13 protein-coding genes are annotated in these 15,646 nt (G+C 68.9%); 4 read left to right on the top strand and 9 right to left on the bottom strand.

Annotated elements, in window-relative coordinates; translation table 11 throughout:
- Positions 1–25: 25 nt before the first annotated feature.
- From DELCS14_RS18100 to DELCS14_RS18090, 3 genes are all read right to left on the bottom strand, one after another.
- The gene (locus DELCS14_RS18100; RefSeq protein ID WP_013802962.1) at positions 26–622 is read right to left on the bottom strand and encodes a tripartite tricarboxylate transporter TctB family protein; all 597 of its coding nucleotides are present in this window, start codon (positions 620–622) and stop codon (positions 26–28) included.
- 11 nt (positions 623–633) lie between these two features.
- Positions 634–1,671: a tripartite tricarboxylate transporter substrate binding protein gene (locus DELCS14_RS18095; protein WP_013802961.1), complete on the bottom strand. Its 1,038-nt coding sequence runs from the start codon at positions 1,669–1,671 to the stop codon at positions 634–636.
- Positions 1,672–1,776: 105 nt separating this feature from the next.
- Positions 1,777–3,018: an aminotransferase class V-fold PLP-dependent enzyme gene (locus DELCS14_RS18090; RefSeq protein ID WP_012204896.1), complete on the bottom strand. Its 1,242-nt coding sequence runs from the start codon at positions 3,016–3,018 to the stop codon at positions 1,777–1,779.
- A gap of 158 nt (positions 3,019–3,176) precedes the next feature.
- On the opposite strand from DELCS14_RS18090, the gene DELCS14_RS18085 reads away from it, so the two are divergent.
- From DELCS14_RS18085 to DELCS14_RS18075, 3 genes are read left to right on the top strand one after another with little or no spacing between them, the layout of a single operon-like run.
- Entirely contained in the window at positions 3,177–3,866 is a 690-nt protein-coding gene (locus DELCS14_RS18085) for a GntR family transcriptional regulator (protein ID WP_012204897.1), read from the top strand.
- Positions 3,867–3,874: 8 nt separating this feature from the next.
- Positions 3,875–6,961 (top strand): FAD-binding and (Fe-S)-binding domain-containing protein, encoded by a 3,087-nt coding sequence (locus DELCS14_RS18080; protein ID WP_013802960.1) that lies wholly within the window; start codon positions 3,875–3,877, stop codon positions 6,959–6,961.
- Between the two features lie 37 nt (positions 6,962–6,998).
- A complete protein-coding gene (locus DELCS14_RS18075) occupies positions 6,999–7,418 on the top strand; it encodes a heme-binding protein (RefSeq protein WP_013802959.1) in 420 nt (139 codons plus the stop codon).
- Positions 7,419–7,430: 12 nt separating this feature from the next.
- On the opposite strand, the gene DELCS14_RS18070 is transcribed toward DELCS14_RS18075, so the two are convergent.
- Positions 7,431–8,117, bottom strand: coding sequence for a GntR family transcriptional regulator (locus tag DELCS14_RS18070; RefSeq protein WP_013802958.1), 687 nt, complete (start codon positions 8,115–8,117; stop codon positions 7,431–7,433).
- A gap of 227 nt (positions 8,118–8,344) precedes the next feature.
- On the opposite strand from DELCS14_RS18070, the gene DELCS14_RS18065 reads away from it, so the two are divergent.
- Entirely contained in the window at positions 8,345–9,295 is a 951-nt protein-coding gene (locus DELCS14_RS18065) for a transglutaminase family protein (RefSeq protein ID WP_013802957.1), read from the top strand.
- Between the two features lie 54 nt (positions 9,296–9,349).
- Here the strand turns inward: DELCS14_RS18065 and DELCS14_RS18060 are convergent, their stop codons facing one another.
- The 5 genes from DELCS14_RS18060 to msrA form a co-directional block, all read right to left on the bottom strand.
- On the bottom strand, positions 9,350–11,509 hold the full coding sequence (locus DELCS14_RS18060; RefSeq protein ID WP_013802956.1) for a TonB-dependent siderophore receptor: 2,160 nt from the start codon (positions 11,507–11,509) through the stop codon (positions 9,350–9,352).
- A gap of 319 nt (positions 11,510–11,828) precedes the next feature.
- Entirely contained in the window at positions 11,829–12,515 is a 687-nt protein-coding gene (locus DELCS14_RS18055; protein WP_013802955.1) for a phenylalanine--tRNA ligase beta subunit-related protein, read from the bottom strand.
- Positions 12,516–12,599: 84 nt separating this feature from the next.
- Complete coding sequence (locus DELCS14_RS18050; RefSeq protein WP_013802954.1) at positions 12,600–13,427, bottom strand: AraC family transcriptional regulator; 828 nt, start codon at positions 13,425–13,427, stop codon at positions 12,600–12,602.
- A gap of 12 nt (positions 13,428–13,439) precedes the next feature.
- On the bottom strand, positions 13,440–14,798 hold the full coding sequence (chrA, locus tag DELCS14_RS18045) for a chromate efflux transporter (protein WP_013802953.1): 1,359 nt from the start codon (positions 14,796–14,798) through the stop codon (positions 13,440–13,442).
- A 71-nt stretch (positions 14,799–14,869) separates the two neighbouring features.
- Positions 14,870–15,619 (bottom strand): peptide-methionine (S)-S-oxide reductase MsrA, encoded by a 750-nt coding sequence (gene msrA / locus DELCS14_RS18040; protein ID WP_013802952.1) that lies wholly within the window; start codon positions 15,617–15,619, stop codon positions 14,870–14,872.
- Positions 15,620–15,646: the final 27 nt, after the last annotated feature.

Here is a 15,646-nt window from a genome sequence, read left to right as displayed (position 1 = left end):
TGTTGCTCCGTGGCGGCGACAGGGGTCAATAGCCGAGCCAGGCTTCAAGCGGACCCTTGGGCAGGGGCACCTTGAACTGGATCTCGAAGACGTAGAACAGCAGCACGCTGGTGAAGCCCGACAGCGCCACGGCCTTCCACCAGGGATAGCGGCCCGCAAACACCATGAAGCCCGTGATGAACAGCACCGAGGCCGCGTAGATGCCCAGCGGCGCGATCACGGCGATGTAGGCCGTCAGCGGCAGCAGTACCTGGGCCACGCGCCTGAGCTGCAGCCAGCTGGCGAACTGCTCCTGGCTGCGGCTGCGCAGCGCCTGCACGAAGACGGCGATGGCACAGATGCCCAGCACGGCGCCCACGCGCAGCGGGAAGTAGCCGGCCTGCGGCCCGGTGTCGCTCCAGCCCGCGCCAATGCGCTGGTTGTCCCAGACCACGAGCACGGCCAGCGCCAGCAGCACGGCTGCCACGCCGTACTCCACATGGCGGCGTGACAGGCCGGGGGCCTGGGCTTCGGTGGCGGGGATGGATTCGGTGGCCGCGCTGGCGGGCTGGGCCGGGGCTGCTGCTGCTGCTGCTGCCGCTGCATTGGAGGAGGGCGGGGCAAGGTGGATGGCGGTGTCCATGGCGCGGCTCCTCACTTGGCGGCGGCGGCCACGCTGGCCGACAGGAAACCGGCCTTCTTCATGATGTCGAGGTGGCGCGTCTCGTCCTTGGCCAGGAAGTCCACGAAGGCCTGCCCCGTCATGTACTCGGGCTTGAGCGCGTTTTTCTCCAGGTACTCCTTCCACTCGGGCGTGGCCACCACCTTGTGCATCACGCCCGCATAGAACTGCGCCTGCTCGGGCGTGGTGCCGGGCGGCAGGAAGAAGCCGCGCAGCATGGTGTATTGCACGTCCAGGCCCTGCTCCCTGCAGGTGGGGATGTCCGACAGCGCCTGGCTGCCCGTGACCTTGGCCGTGTACTCGATGCGCTGCGTGTCGAACACGCACAGCGCCCGCACCTGGCCCGCGCGCCACTGCGCCATGGACTCGCTGGGGTTGTTGACGTTGGAGTCGATGTGCTTGCCCACCAGCTGCGTGCTGGCCTCGCCGCCGCCCTTGTAGGGGATGTAGGTGAACTTCACGCCGGCGGCCTGTTCCATGTTGGCGGTGATGATCTGGTCCTCGCGCTTGGAACTGGTGCCGCCCATCTTGAACTTGCCGCCGGCCTGCCGCGCTGCGGCCAGGTAGTCGGCGGGCGTCTGGTAGCCGGTCTCGGCATTGACCCAGAGCACGAACTGGTCCTGGGCAATCATGGCCACGGGATTCAGGTCGCGCCACTGGAAGGGCAGGGCCGTGGCCATGGGCAGGGTGAAGATGGCCGTGGAGGCCACCAGCAGCTTGTGCGGGTCGCGCGGCGAGGCCTTGACATCCAGAATGCCCTCGGCGCCGGAGGCGCCCGCCTTGTTGAGGATGACCACGGGCTGCTCGATCAGCTTGTGCTTGGTGACGATGGCCTGGATCACGCGTGCCATCTGGTCCGAGGCGCCGCCGGCCGAGAACGGCACGACGAGTTCGACGGACTTGGCGGGCTTCCACTGCGCCCAGGCGGCAGGGGCGGCCAGGGTGATGGCGGCGGTGACGGCGAGGGTGGCGACGGCGGTTGCCGCCAGGCGGTTGCGGGGCGATGTCATGTCTCTTGTCTCCTGTTATTTCCTGGTATTGGTGCAATCCACGATCAAGGGGGCGAGCCATGTGCTCCGGCTCTGCCAAGGGTTTTCGGCGCGGCGCCGATGGGTTCAGGCGGCCTTGCGCAGCGCACCGGCTGCGGCGTGGGCCGCGAAGTAATCCATGGACGCCTGCACGCCGCTGCCGGCCAGACGGATGCCGGACAGCTTCAGGCCCATCTCCACGCCCGCCACCATGGCCAGCAGCGTGAGGTCGTTGCTGTCGCCCAGGTGGCCCATGCGGAACATGCGGCCCTTGAGCTTGCCCAGGCCCGCGCCCAGCGACAGGTCGAAGCGCGTGTGGATCAGGCGGCGCAGGGCGTCGGCATCCACGCCTTCGGGCGTGATCACGCCGGTGAGCACGGGCGAGTAGACCTGCGGATCGGCGCACTGGATGGGCAGGCCCCAGGCCTGGACGGCGGCGCGCACGCCGGCCGCCCAGCGCTGGTGGCGCGCAAACACCGTATCCAGCCCTTCGGCCAGCAGCATGTCCAGCGATTCGGACAGGGCGTACAGCAGGTTGGTGTTGGGCGTGTAGGGCCAGTAGCCGGTCTGGTTCATCTCCACGATCTCGTCCCAGGCCCAGAACGACTTGGGCAGCTTGGCGCTTTTGGCGGCCTCCAGCGCGCGTGGCGACAGCGCGTTGAAGCTGATGCCGGGCGGCAGCATCAGGCCCTTTTGCGAGCCGCTGATGGTCACGTCCACGCCCCATTCGTCATGGCGGTAGTCGGCGCTGGCCAGGCCCGAGATGGTGTCCACCAGCAGCAGGGCCGGGTGGCCCGCCGCGTCGATGGCGCGGCGCACGGCGGCGATGTCCGAGGTCACGCCCGTGGAGGTCTCGTTGTGCACCACGCACACGGCGCGGATCCGGCGCTCCGTGTCCTTGCGCAGCCGCGCCTCGATCAGGCCGGCCTGCACGCCATGGCGCCAGCCCGGCGCCTGGGGCAGGTGCTCGTCGCTGCCGCCATAGGACAGGAATTCGGTCGACAGGCCCAGGCGCGTGGCCATCTTCTGCCACAGCGAGGCGAAGTGGCCGGTCTCGAACATCAGCACATGGTCGCCAGGGCTGAGCGTGTTGATCAGGGCTGCCTCCCAGGCGCCCGTGCCGGAGGCCGGATAGATCACCACCGGATGCCGGGTCTTGAAGACCTGCTGGATGCCGGCCAGCACCTTCAGGCCGAGCTGGCCGAACTCCGGCCCCCGGTGGTCGATGGTGGGCAGGCTCATGGCCCGCAGGATGCGGTCGGGAACCGGGCTGGGGCCGGGGATCTGGAGGAAGTGGCGGCCCGTGGGATGGTTGTCGAGCGTGAGCATGGTGCGTCCTTTTCAAGGAAATGCCAGGTCGGTCTGCGGGGGAGGGTGTTTGCGAATTTTTGCATTCAAAATTCATAAATGCCTTGGTGATAACCATGAATGACTTGAGAAATGCTTGCGTAAAAATGAATGCAAAATTCATTCGACCAGGAGAATCCATGGCGGAGATCATCGAGATTTCGCGGCTTGCCCTGCATGACCAGGTGGCGGCGCGGCTGCGCACCTGGCTGGTGGAGGGGCGCATACCGCCCGGTGCCAAGCTCAACGAGCGCGCGCTGTGCGAGCAGCTGCGCGTTTCGCGCACGCCGCTGCGCGAGGCCATCAAGCTGCTGGCCTCCGAAGGGCTGGTGGACCTGGTGCCCAACCGCGGCGCCGTGGCCGTGCGCCTGGGCGAGGCCGATGTGCTGCAGACCTTCGAGGTGCTGGCGGGGCTGGAGGGCATGTCGGGCGAGCTGGCCGCGCAGCGCATCAGCGAGCAGCAGCTGGCCGAGGTGCGGGCCCTGCACTTCGAGATGCTGGCCAGCCATGCGCGCCAGGACCTGTCCGGCTACTACCGGCTCAATGCGCTGATCCACTCGGCCATCAACCGCGCCGCCGCCAACCCCGTGCTGGCCGAGACCTATGGCCGCATCAACGCCCGCGTGCAGTCGCTGCGCTTTCGCACCAACCAGGACGCGGCCAAGTGGAAGCGCGCCGTCCAGGAGCACGAACGCATGCTGGAGGCGCTGCAGGCGCGCGACGCCGCCGCGCTGCGCCAGGTGCTGGTCGCCCACCTGGAGCACAAGCGCGACACCGTCATCGCCCTGCTCAAGGCAGGCCAGATCTACCCACGAACCATGAACGAATGAGAGCCGCCATGCTGATGGAATCCACGCACCGCCTTGCCGCTTCCGCCGACGACACCGTGACCGCCCCCGGCACCGTGCTGCCGCCCAACGATGTCAGCCAGATGCTGGCGCGCCGCCTGCGCTCGGACACGCGCGGCCAGGTCCTGTTCGACGCCGCCTCGCGCGGGCGCTATGCCACCGACGCCTCCATCTACCAGATCATGCCGGTGGGCGTCTTCGTGCCCACCTGCGAGCAGGACATTGCCACGGCCCTGCAGATCGCCCGCGAGCTGAAGGTGCCCGTGCTGCCGCGTGGCGGCGGCACCAGCCAGTGCGGGCAGACCACGGGCGCGGCCCTGGTCATCGACAACAGCAAGCATTTGCGCAACATCCTCTCGGTGGACCCTGATGCAGGCACGGCCGAGGTCGAGCCCGGCCTGGTGCTGGACCACCTCAACGCCCGGCTCAAGAAGCTCGGCCTGTGGTATCCGGTGGACGTATCGACCAGCGCCCAGGCCACGCTGGGCGGCATGGCGGGCAACAATTCCTGTGGCTCGCGCTCCATTGCCTACGGCAACATGGTGCACAACGTGCGCGGCGCCCGCGCCTGGATGGCCGATGGCGAGCTGCTGGACTTCGGCCCCGTCGCCCAGGCCACGGGCCGCGCGGCGCGCATTGCGCAGTTCGTGCACGGGCTGGCGCAACAGCACCGCGAGGACATTCACGCCCACTGGCCCAAGGTCATGCGCCGCGTGGCCGGCTACAACCTCGACATCTTCGACAACCAGAGCGAGCGGCCCTACACGGCCGACGGCAGCGTCAACCTGGCCCATCTGCTGATAGGCGCCGAGGGCACGCTGGCCTACACGCGCTCGCTCACCCTGCAACTGAGCGCGCTGCCGCGCGCCAAGGTGCTGGGCGTGGTGAACTTTCCCACCTTCCACGCGGCCATGGACTCGGCCCAGCACATCGTGAAGCTGGGACCCACGGCCGTGGAGCTGGTGGACCGCACCATGATCGAGCTGGGCCTGGCCAACCCGGCCTTCAAGCCCACCATAGAGACCGCGCTCATCGGCCGCCCGGCTGCCATCTTGCTGGTGGAATTCGCCGGCGACGACCGCGCCGCGCTGCTGGCGCGGCTGCGCCAGCTGGTGGAACTCATGGGCGAGCTGGGCCTGCCCGGCAGCGTGGTGGAAATGCCCGAGGAAGCGGCCCAGAAAAACCTCTGGGAAGTGCGCAAGGCGGGGCTGAACATCATGATGAGCCTCAAGGGCGACGGCAAGCCCGTGAGCTTCATCGAGGACTGCGCCGTGCCGCTGCAGCACCTGGCCGAGTACACCGATGCGCTCACCGAAGTGTTCGCGCGCCATGGCAGCCGGGGCACCTGGTATGCCCATGCATCCGTGGGCACGCTGCATGTGCGGCCCATCCTGGACATGCGCACCGACGGCGCGGCGCGCATGCGCGCCATTGCCGAGGAAGCGGCCGAACTGGTGCGCAAATACAAGGGCGCCTTCAGCGGCGAGCACGGCGACGGGCTGTGCCGCGGCGAGTGGATTGCCTGGCAATTCGGGCCCGCCATCACCGAGGCCCTGCGCGCCATCAAGCAGCATTTCGACCCGGACAGCCTCTTCAACCCCGGCAAGATCATCGATACGCCCAGGATGGACGATGGCCGGCTGTTCCGCTTCGCGCCCGCCGATGCGCCCCGGCCCTACCGGCGCATTCCCATCACGCCCGTGCTCGACTGGTCGGCCTGGAACGTGCAGGCCGACCCGGTCACCGAAATCACCACGGCGCCCGGCACGGGCGGCGACGTCACCGGCGGCTTTGCCAAGGCCGTGGAGATGTGCAACAACAACGGCCACTGCCGCAAGTTCGACGCCGGCACCATGTGCCCCAGCTACCGCGTCACGCGTGACGAGCAGCACCTGACGCGGGGCCGCGCCAACACCCTGCGCCTGGCCATCTCGGGCCAGCTGGGGCCTGACGCCTTCACCAGCGAGGCCATGCACGACACCATGGACCTGTGCGTGGGCTGCAAGGGCTGCAGGCGCGACTGCCCCACGGGCGTGGACATGGCCCGCATGAAGGTGGAATTCCTGGCCCACTACAAGGCCCGCCATGGCCACACGCTCAAGGACCGGCTGGTCGCCCATCTGCCGCGCTACGCCGCCACGGCCAGCCGCATGCCCTGGCTGCTGAACCTGCGCAACCGCCTGCCCGTGCTGCGCCAACTGGGCGAAAAACTGCTGGGCCTGTCCGCCAGGCGCTCGTTGCCGTCCTGGCGCAGCGACACCTTCTGGCGCGCGCCCGAAGCACATGCCTTTCTTGACCGCGACCAGGCCCTGGCCCGCGCGGCGGCCGGCGAGCGCGTGGCCGTGCTCTTCGTGGACACCTTCAACGGCACCTTCGAAAGCGAAAACGCCCTGGCCGCCGCCCGCGTGCTGCAGGCGGCCGGCTATGCGCTGCACACCGCCAGCAAGTCCGCCAAAGAAGGCGGCGGCCACCACTGCTGCGGCCGCACCTACCTGGCCACCGGCATGGTCGAGCAGGCCAAGGCCAGCGCCGGTGCGCTGATCAACGCCCTGGCGCCCTTGGCCCGGGCCGGCATCCCCATCGTCGGCCTGGAGCCCTCCTGCCTGCTGACCCTGCGCGACGAAGCCCTGGTCATGGGCCTGGGCGAGCCTGCGCAGGCCGTTGCCGCCCAGGCCCTGCTGTTCGAGGAATTCATTGCCCGTGAAGTGAAGACCGGCCGCTTCGCGCTGCCGCTGCGCGCCGCCGGGGCGCCCATCCTCGTGCACGGCCATTGCCACCAGAAGGCCTTTGGCGCCGTCAGCCCCATCCTGGACGTGCTGCGGCTGATTCCCGGCGCCCAGCCTGAGCTCATCGAAAGCTCCTGCTGCGGCATGGCCGGCAGCTTCGGCTACGAGGCCAGCCACCACCAGGTCTCCATGGACATGGCCGAGGCGGCCCTGCTGCCGGCCATCCGCCAGCGCCCCGAAGCCATCGTCGTGGCCGACGGCACCAGCTGCCGCCACCAGATCGCCGACGGCGCGGCGCGCGAAGCCGTGCATGTGGCGCGGCTGCTGGAAAGCCTGCTGGACGCCCGCTGACTGCCATCCTCCCTACCGCACAAGACAAGGCACTCCCATGAAGCACAAGCCCTGCCTGGACCTCCAGGACATCAAGACCATCGCCCAGGCCGCCGAGGCGCATGCCACGGCGCGCGGCTGGGCCGTCAGCATCGCCATCGCCGATGACGGCGGCCACCTGTTGTGGCTGCAGCGCCTGGACGGCGCGGCACCGGCCTCGGCCCACATCGCGCCGGCCAAGGCCCACGCCGCAGCACTGGGCCGCAAGGAAAGCCGGCTCTATGAGGAAATGATCAATGGCGGCCGTACCGCCTACCTGAGCGTGCCCGCGCTGCAGGGCCTGCTGGAAGGCGGCGTGCCCATCACCAGTGAGGGCCACTGCCTGGGCGCCGTGGGAGTCAGCGGGGTGAAGCCGGCAGAGGATGCGGAGGTGGCGCGGGCGGGGATTGCGGCGCTGGGGGCCGCGCCGCAGCGGTAGCGGCCCTGGGCTTCAGCGCGACTTGCGCGGCTGCAGGGCCTCGGCGCGCAGCATGGCCAGCACGGCATCGCGCTTGTGGTGCAGGTGGGTGACCAGCAGCTCGCGCAGGGCCGTGGCGTCGCGTGCGCCCAGGGCCTCGATCATGGCCTCGTGCTCCTTGACGGCCTGCTTCCACTTGGCCGTGTCCAGGTTGGTGCGAAAGCGCAGCGACTGCACGCGGTTGTTGATGCGCTGGAAGGTCTCCGTCAGCACGGGGTTCTTGGCGGCGCTGTTCAGCGCCGCGTGGATGGCGGCGTTGAGCCGGTAGTAGGCGGACACGTCGGCGCGCGCCACGCTGGCCATCATCTCGTAGTGCAGGGCGCGGATCTCGGCGAATTCCTGGTCGGTGATGCGCTGCGCGGCCAGTTCGCCCGACAGGCCCTCGATTCCGGCCAGCACCTCGAAGGCGTGCATGACATCGGCCTCGCTCAGCTTGACGGCGATGGCGCCGCGGTTGGGCAGCAGGTCGGCCAGGCCTTCGGCGGCCAGCAGCTTGATGGCCTCGCGCAGCGGCGTGCGCGAGACGCCCAGCTGCTCGCACAGCTCGCGCTCGTTGAGCTTGGCTCCCGGGGCGATGCGCCCCTCGATGAGCATGGACCGCAAACGGTCCGCCACCTGCTCGTGCAGCGCCGCCCGCGATATCTCGATGATCTCCGCCATCTAGCGGTCTCCTTGGCTGTTCCTGGCTGGTGGATGCCCCCGCCACAGGCATTGCGCCATGCGGGGCGGCGCCGATGTTAGCCGAGTTTGCACCCCAGGCGGGCCTCCTGCCCGGCGCACGCGCTGTCCCTGCCAAGCACTACAGGCTTTTCAGCAGGGGCCTACGGCCTGCGGGCGTGGCTGCCCGCACCATGGTGGCGATCAGACACACCAACCAGGGACAAACAATGGCCAACGCAGCGATCCGGCTGCAGATCCAGGTGGATCTTGCTTATGACATCCGCGATCCGGCCGGGGCCGATTTCGTGTTCAACATCCATGCGGCCCACACCTCGCACCAGACGGTGGAGAACGAGCGTCTGGTGCTCAGCCAGCCCGTGGAGCCCGACATTGCCACCGAGCCCGCCACCTCCACCCGCTTCATGCGCCTGCATGCCAACCCAGGCCCCCTGCACCTGACCTACACGGCCACCGTCTGCATCGCGCACCACCGCGAGGATCCGGCGGCGCTGGGCGAGGTTCCGGTGCGCTGCATCCCGCTGGAGGTCCTGCCGTACATCTACCCCAGCCGCTACTGCCAGTCCGACCGGCTGATGCAGCTGGCCTTCCGCAATTTCGGCCAACTGGCGCCCGGCTATTCGCGCGTGCTGGCCATACAGCAGTGGGTGCAGGAGCTGGTGACCTTCGCTTCGGCCACCAGCAACTCGTCCACCTCGGCCGTCGATACCCTGGTGGAGCAGGTGGGCGTGTGCCGCGATTTCACGCACCTGATGATCGCGCTGTGCCGTGCGCTGAACATTCCCGCCCGCATCGCCACCGGCACGGACTACGGCGCCGATCCTGCACTGGGCCCGCCCGATTTCCATGCCTACGTGGAAGCCTACCTGGGCGACAGGTGGTATCTGTTCGATGCATCGGGCACAGCCATTCCCATGGGCTTCATGCGCTTTGGCACGGGCCGTGACGCGGCCGACGTGGCCTTTGCCACCATCTTCGGCAACGTGGTGGCCATGGCCCCCATGATCCAGACACAGGCCCTGGAAGACGAGCACAGCCAGCTGCCCCGGCTGTGCAGCGAGGCGCTGTCGACCACCGCGCCTTCGCCCGCCGTGCTGTCGGGCTGCGCATCGTTTGGCAGCACGGCGGACCGAAGGAGCTTCAGGCAGCTGCCTGCCTGAGCTGCCTGCGCTGCGTGAAATGCCTGCGCTGTGAAAGGCGCGCGGCGGCGGTCCTCAGAAGCGGTGCGTTCCCGTCACCGCAAAGGTGCGCCGCTGGCCGTAGAAGCAGTCGCCGCGTGCCAGGCACTGCGTGATCTGCACCTTGTCGGTCAGGTTGACCACGTTGAAGGCCAGGCGCCATGGGCCGGCGTCATAGGACACCATGGCATCCAGCAGGGTGGCCGAAGGCGTGTCCACCAGGCTGGTGCCCGTCCACTGCGAACCCGTGTAGCGCACGCCAGCGCCCAGGCTCCAGCCGCCACGCCCTTCGCTGGCAAAGCGGTGGGTCAGCCAGGCCGATGCCGTGTGGCGCGGCACGCTGGTCACGCGCTGGCCCTGGTCGCCGCCATTGCTGCGCGAGATGACGGCGTCGGTGTACGCATAGGCCAGGGTGGCGTCCCAGTGGCGGGCCAGGCTGGCGGTGAGCTCGGCCTCGAAGCCGTTGACCTTGACCTCGCCGATCTGCAGGCTGTTGAGCGGGTTGGCGGGGTCGGTGGTCTTGCGGTTCTTCTCGCGCAGCGTGTAGACGGCGGCAAAGGCCGACAGGCCCTGGCCCGGTGGCTGCCACTTCACGCCGGCTTCCCATTGCTCGCCGCGCTGGGCCTTGTAGGGCGTGCCGTAGACATCCACGCCGCCCAGCGGCTGGAAGGACTCGGAGTAGCCCAGGTAGGGCGCCCAGCCACCGTCCATCTGGTAGGTGGCGCCTGCGCGCTTGGTCCATGCCTTCTCGTCCACGGCGGCGGCGGGACGGCCTTCGGTATCGGTCTGGGCGCTGTCGTGGCGCAGGCCCAGGGTGGCGGTCCAGCGGCCCCACTTGATCTGGTCCTGGGCGTAGAAGCCCAATTGCTTTTGCGACACGCCCGGCTGGCGCACCAGCTGCGAGGCCGTGGGCGGCGTGAAGTTGCCGTAGACGGGGTTGTAGACGTCAAACGGCGCGGTCAGTCCGCGCCAGGTGGACTGGCTGGTGCTGTTGCGCTGCGCATCCATGCCGGCCAGCACGGTGTGCTCGGCCGTGCCCCAGCGCAGCTTGCCTTCGAGCTGCGTGTCGATCACCAGCATGCGCCCGCCGTTGACCTGCCAGGAGGCATCGCGGTAGACGCTGCGGTTGTCGGGGTTGAAGACCGGGCGCGCAGGGCGGCCCTGGCCGGGGATGGCGGTGAAGCTGGTGTAGATGGAGCGGTAGTCCACGTCGCTGATGGTGCGCCGCAGGTTCTGGCGCACGGTCCAGTCCGCGTTCAGGCGGTGGCTGAACAGGTAGCCCCAGGATTTGTTCTCTGTGTCGAACGAGTCCCAGCCGGGCTCGCCGATGAAGGTGCTGGTGGGAATCTGGCCGTAGGGGCTGGGCAGGCGCGTGCCCTGCCAGGGGAAGAAGCCGATCAGCGAGCCGCTCTTGTCCTTCTGGTAGAGCGCCTGCAGCGTGAGCGAGGTATCGGCGCTGGGCCGCCACGTCAGGCTGGGCGCGATGACCAGGCGGTCATCGTTCACATGGTCCACCTGGGTGCCGCTTTCCCGGCCCACGGCCACCAGCCGGTACAGCCACTGGCCGTCTTCGGTGACGGCGCCGGTCAGGTCGGTGGCGATCTGCTTGCGCCCGTAGCTGCCCATCTGCACCTGCACCTCGCGCAGCGCCTCGGCCTGCGGGCGCTTGCTGGTCAGGTTGAGCACGCCGCCCACGCTGCCCTGGCCGTAGAGCACGGAAGAGGGGCCGCGCAGGAACTCCACGCGTTCCAGCGTGTAGGGGTCGGGGCGGCTGGTGTTGTAGGTGCCGTAGGTGCGCAGCAGCCCGTCCTGGTACTGGCTCACGCTGCCGCCGCGTGCCGAGAAGCTGTCCACCCGGCTGTCGAAATAGTTGGACACCACGCCCGCGCTGTAGGCCGTGGTCTGGCGCAGCGTCTGTACGCCCTGCGCCTCGAACTGGTCGCGCGTGACCACGCTGATGGCCTGGGGCGTCTCGATCAGCGGCGTGTCGGTCTTGGTGGCCGAGATGGCGCGCTTTGCGGTGAAGCCCACCACGGCTCCGGTGGGATTTTCCTTCTCGGTGCCTGCGTTCACGGTGACCGGGGCGAGCGTGGCCTCGGGAACATTTTCAGGCTGGGCCTGCGCGTGGGCTGCGCCGCACAGGGCAAGCAGGGCGGCATGCGCAACTGCCGTGCGCGAGAGTTTTTGGATAAGCATGGTCAATGGTCGAGAGCTGGGAAACCTGTGCCGTGGGGCGTGCTCTGGGTGCGTCGGCGCTGCTGCCGGCCTGGGGCCAGCGGCGCAGCCTGTCATGGCGGGTGCGGATTCTAGAATGACAATGAGAATGATTGCTTTTTCTTTTTATTTGTGTGTAGCATGCAACGCATTAGTATCATTTTGATAGCAACAAAGCATGTCTTGAAGAGATCTGCGAGTCGATGTGCAGGGCGGTGCGATACGCGTGCGGTCTTGCTTGCGGGAAGTCCGCGCAGCGTGTAGCCCCTTTCACGCCGGGGCGCCAACGGCCCCGGTCGCCTCAGGCCAGGGCGGCCTGCAAGGGGTTGCCTGGGTGTGAAACGGCCTCGGGCCACAGCCGCCCGGCCGCCGATTGCAATGCTTCCACCAGCTGCCGCGTATCCGCCTTGCCCGTGGCGTGCAGCGCTTCGGTCACGATCAGCGCGTTGACGGCGGATTCGCGCACTGCCGAGTGGCCGCTTTGGCGGTTGCACCAGCGCCGGGCGTGGGCGCGGCCAGCCGTGTCTGCGAAGATGATTTCGCCGGGCTCGGGATATTCGATCTCGCCCGAGAAGGTCTCGTAGACCTCGCTGCCGGTTGCGGGGCGCACCTGCAGGCAGCCGCTGATGCGGTCCAGGTCGAAGACGGCCACGGGAATGGCAAAGGCCACCGAGGCCGCATTGCACAGGTCCACCAGCGGATGCAGGCCCGGCAGATCTCCTTCCTTGCGCAAGCGGCGCAGCAGGGCCTCGGCGGCGCAGCGGTATTGCGTGGGCTTGAGGCCCATCCTGGCAAAGCCGCGCCGCCAGGCCTGAATGGATGGCATCTCGCTTTCCGGGGTGCAGGCCAGGTTCTGCCTGGCCTGTGCCATGAAGGGGGCGATCACGGCGTGTGCGGGCACGTCGGGTGACAGGCCGCGCAGCAGCAAGGTCTGCGAGGCCAGTTCAGGAAAGTCGCGGGGGATGGAGGGTGAGTAGGAGAACTGCAAGATCAGGCCTTGTGAGTGGAGAGGGGATGTGATCTCCATCCTCGCCAGGCCGGTTTGCGTGGTCTTGAAGGAAATTGCAGCGCGTCACGCAGCGCAGGCCTTGGCTGCCCTGGCGTAGAAGCCGGGCGCCATGCCGAAGCTGCGCACGAACAGGCGCGTCATATGGCTCTGGTCGGCAAAGCCGCTGTGCGCGGCGGCCTCGGCCAGCGGCATGCCGCTGGCGATGAGCCTGCGCGCCTGGTGCAGGCGCCGCTGCAGCAGATAGGCATGGGGCGTCATTCCCGTGGCGCGCGCAAAGGCACGCAGGAACTGGTAGCGGCTCAGGCCCGCCTCGTGCGCCAGGGCGCCCAGGGTCAGCGGTGCACCGGGATCGTCGTCCATCCGGGCGCGGGCCAGTGTGATGGGGGCCGGTGCGCGGGGCGCCGGGGCAGGGGGCTGCAGCATGCCGCCCAGCAGCTGCAGCAGGGCTTCGTCCAGGTCCAGGGCGTCCGTTGCCTCGCCGCTGCCGGTCATCCTGCGGTACAGAGCCTGAAAACACGCGGCCAGGCGCGGGTCGCGCACGGCGGGCTGGCGGAACTCGAAGCCGGCAGCCGGCCCCGCGCCATCCATGTCCGCCATGAGCCCGGCCACGACCGAGGGCTCCAGGTAAAGCATGCGCCAGGCGCGACCGCCATCGCCCAGGGGCATTCCGTCATGCAACTCGCCGGGGTTGACCATGATGAGGTCGCCGGCCCCGGCCTCGTACAGACCTCGCCCGCTGGCGGATTTCTGCGCGCCACGCTCAATCAGGCCGATCCCGTACTGCTCGTGGGCGTGCCGCCCAAAGTGCCTCGCCGTGTCTGCTGCCACGGCCTCCACGCCTGCGGTGCGGCAGCGCAGCCAGATGAAATGCCCATCCGTGGTCGATACCATGCCGCAGCCTTTCTACCCACCCTGGCGCGCCAGCGTGATCGCCAGGCCGGCCAGCCCCGCGCCGACCACCACGGGGATCACGCCCACCTTCCAGCGCAGCAGCGCGGCCGCCGCAGCCAGGCCCAGCAGTGCGGACGGCCAGTCGAAGGGACCCGCCCAGCCCTGGGGCCACAGCACGTGCCAGGCAAAGAACACGGCCAGGTTGGCGATGACGCCCACCACGGCGGCCGTGATGCCCGTCAGCGGCGCGGTGAAGCCCAGCCTGCCATGGGTGGACTCGATGAAGGGGCCGCCCAGCAGGATGAAGGCAAAGGACGGCAAAAAGGTGAAGAAGGTCACGACCAGGGCGGCGGCGGCGCCGGCAGGCAGCAGCGCATCGGGGCCGAACACCTGCGTGCTCCAGCCGCCCAGGAAGCCCACGAAGGACACCACCATGATCAGCGGCCCCGGCGTGGTCTCGCCCAGGGCCAGCCCGTCCATCATCTGCGCGGCACTGAGCCAGTGGTAGTGGTCCACCGCGCCCTGGTAGAGGTAGGGCAGCACGGCGTAGGCGCCGCCAAAGGTCAGCAGTGCCGCCTTGGTGAAGAACCAGCCCATCTGGGTGAGCGCGCCCTGCCAGCCGAAGGCGGCGGCCAGCAGGCCCAGCGACAGCGCCCACAGCCCCAGGCTGGCCGCCAGCACCTGGCTGAAAAAGCGCCAGCGGAACCGTGCATGGGCCGGTGTGGGCGTGTCATCGTCGATGACGGCCGGGCCGTGGCTGCCCCCGCGCGGGCCGTGCCCGCCCGCAGGGGAGAAGTGGCGCGGCGCCAGCCTGCCCCCCAGGTAGCCCAGTGCGCCGGCCGCCAGCACGATCAGCGGAAACGGCAGCTTCAGCGCGAAGATGGCCACGAAGGCCGCCGCGGCAATGCCCCACAGCCAGCCGTTGCGCAGGGTGCGCGAGCCCACGCGCCAGGCCGCCTGCACCACCAGCGCCGTCACGGCCGGCTTGATGCCGTAGAAGATGCCGGCAATGGCCGGCACATGGCCGAAGGCCACATAGATCCAGGACAGGGCGATGAGCAGCAGCAGCGAAGGCAGCACGAACAGCCCGCCGGCCACGATGCCGCCCCAGGTGCGGTGCAGCAGCCAGCCGATGTAGGTGGCCAGCTGCTGCGCCTCGGGGCCGGGCAGCAGCATGCAGTAGTTGAGCGCATGCAGGAAGCGCCCCTCAGAGATCCAGCGCCGCCGCTCCACCAGGTCCTCATGCATGATGGCGATCTGCCCGGCCGGCCCGCCAAAGCTGATGCAGCCCAGCTTCAGCCAGTAGCGCAGGGCTTCGGCGCGGGTGGGCGGGAGGGGGGCAGCGGGTGCATCAAGCGAACTGGGAGGCATGCCGCAAATGTCTCATACGGCAGCCACCGCCGACGCCTGCAGGCACCTGGACCGCACCCGCACCGCAGACGCTACATCTGCCGGGCGGCCTGCTTGACCAGCACCGGTTCGGCGCGGTAGCTGCCCGGGAACAGCTGCTTGAGCTGCTCCACCTTGGGCAGGTCGTTGATGACGATGTAGGGGTGGCGCGGGTTCTCCGTCATGAAGTCCTGGTGGTAGTTCTCGGCCGGGAAGAAGCTGGGCTTGTCCTCCAGCCGGGTCACGATGGGCTTGCCGAAGACCTTGGCCGCGTCCAGCTGGGCCACATAGGCCTGGGCGGTCTTGAGCTGGGCGGCGTCGGTGGCGAAGATGGCCGAGCGGTACTGCGTGCCCGTGTCCGGCCCCTGGCGGTTGAGCTGGGTCGGGTCATGGGCCACGGAAAAGTAGATCTGCAGCAGCTGCCCGTAGCTGACCTGGGCCGGGTCATAGGTGACCTCGACCGACTCCGCATGCCCGGTGCGTCCGCTGCTCACCGCCGAATACGAGGCCTGGGCCGCCGTGCCGCCGCTGTAGCCCGAGACGGCGCGCTGCACGCCCTTGACGTGCTGGAACACGCCTTGCACGCCCCAGAAGCAGCCGCCCGCAAAGATGGCTTTCTGCGGCCCCTGGCCCGTGGCGGTCGCATCCTGCGCGGGTGGTGGAATGCGCACGGCCTGCTCGGCCGCCTGCAGGTTGCTGCCCTGCCACAGCAGGGCGCCGCCCAGCAGCACGGCGCTGCCGGTCAGCAGTTGGAGAAGGCCTCGGCGGCGGGGTGCGGTGGCGAGGGTGGAATCGTTGGTCATGGTGTCTCTCCGGTGAAAGTGAAGTGG

Origin of the sequence: Delftia sp. Cs1-4, assembly GCF_000214395.1 — a bacterium.
Taxonomy (GTDB): Bacteria; Pseudomonadota; Gammaproteobacteria; order Burkholderiales; family Burkholderiaceae_C; genus Comamonas; species Comamonas acidovorans.
This window is presented reverse-complemented; position numbering and strand designations above follow the sequence as displayed.

Bases quoted from the DNA above. Each gene is read 5' to 3' on its own strand.
- DELCS14_RS18050 (WP_013802954.1), bottom strand. From the start codon at position 13,427: ATGGTATCGACCACGGATGGGCATTTCATCTGGCTGCGCTGCCGCACC.
- DELCS14_RS18070 (WP_013802958.1), bottom strand. From the start codon at position 8,117: ATGGCGGAGATCATCGAGATATCGCGGGCGGCGCTGCACGAGCAGGTG.
- msrA (WP_013802952.1), bottom strand. From the start codon at position 15,619: ATGACCAACGATTCCACCCTCGCCACCGCACCCCGCCGCCGAGGCCTT.
- DELCS14_RS18065 (WP_013802957.1), top strand. From the start codon at position 8,345: ATGGCCAACGCAGCGATCCGGCTGCAGATCCAGGTGGATCTTGCTTAT.
- DELCS14_RS18100 (WP_013802962.1), bottom strand. From the start codon at position 622: ATGGACACCGCCATCCACCTTGCCCCGCCCTCCTCCAATGCAGCGGCA.
- DELCS14_RS18090 (WP_012204896.1), bottom strand. From the start codon at position 3,018: ATGCTCACGCTCGACAACCATCCCACGGGCCGCCACTTCCTCCAGATC.
- DELCS14_RS18095 (WP_013802961.1), bottom strand. From the start codon at position 1,671: ATGACATCGCCCCGCAACCGCCTGGCGGCAACCGCCGTCGCCACCCTC.
- chrA (WP_013802953.1), bottom strand. From the start codon at position 14,798: ATGCCTCCCAGTTCGCTTGATGCACCCGCTGCCCCCCTCCCGCCCACC.
- DELCS14_RS18080 (WP_013802960.1), top strand. From the start codon at position 3,875: ATGCTGATGGAATCCACGCACCGCCTTGCCGCTTCCGCCGACGACACC.
- DELCS14_RS18085 (WP_012204897.1), top strand. From the start codon at position 3,177: ATGGCGGAGATCATCGAGATTTCGCGGCTTGCCCTGCATGACCAGGTG.
- DELCS14_RS18075 (WP_013802959.1), top strand. From the start codon at position 6,999: ATGAAGCACAAGCCCTGCCTGGACCTCCAGGACATCAAGACCATCGCC.
- DELCS14_RS18060 (WP_013802956.1), bottom strand. From the start codon at position 11,509: ATGCTTATCCAAAAACTCTCGCGCACGGCAGTTGCGCATGCCGCCCTG.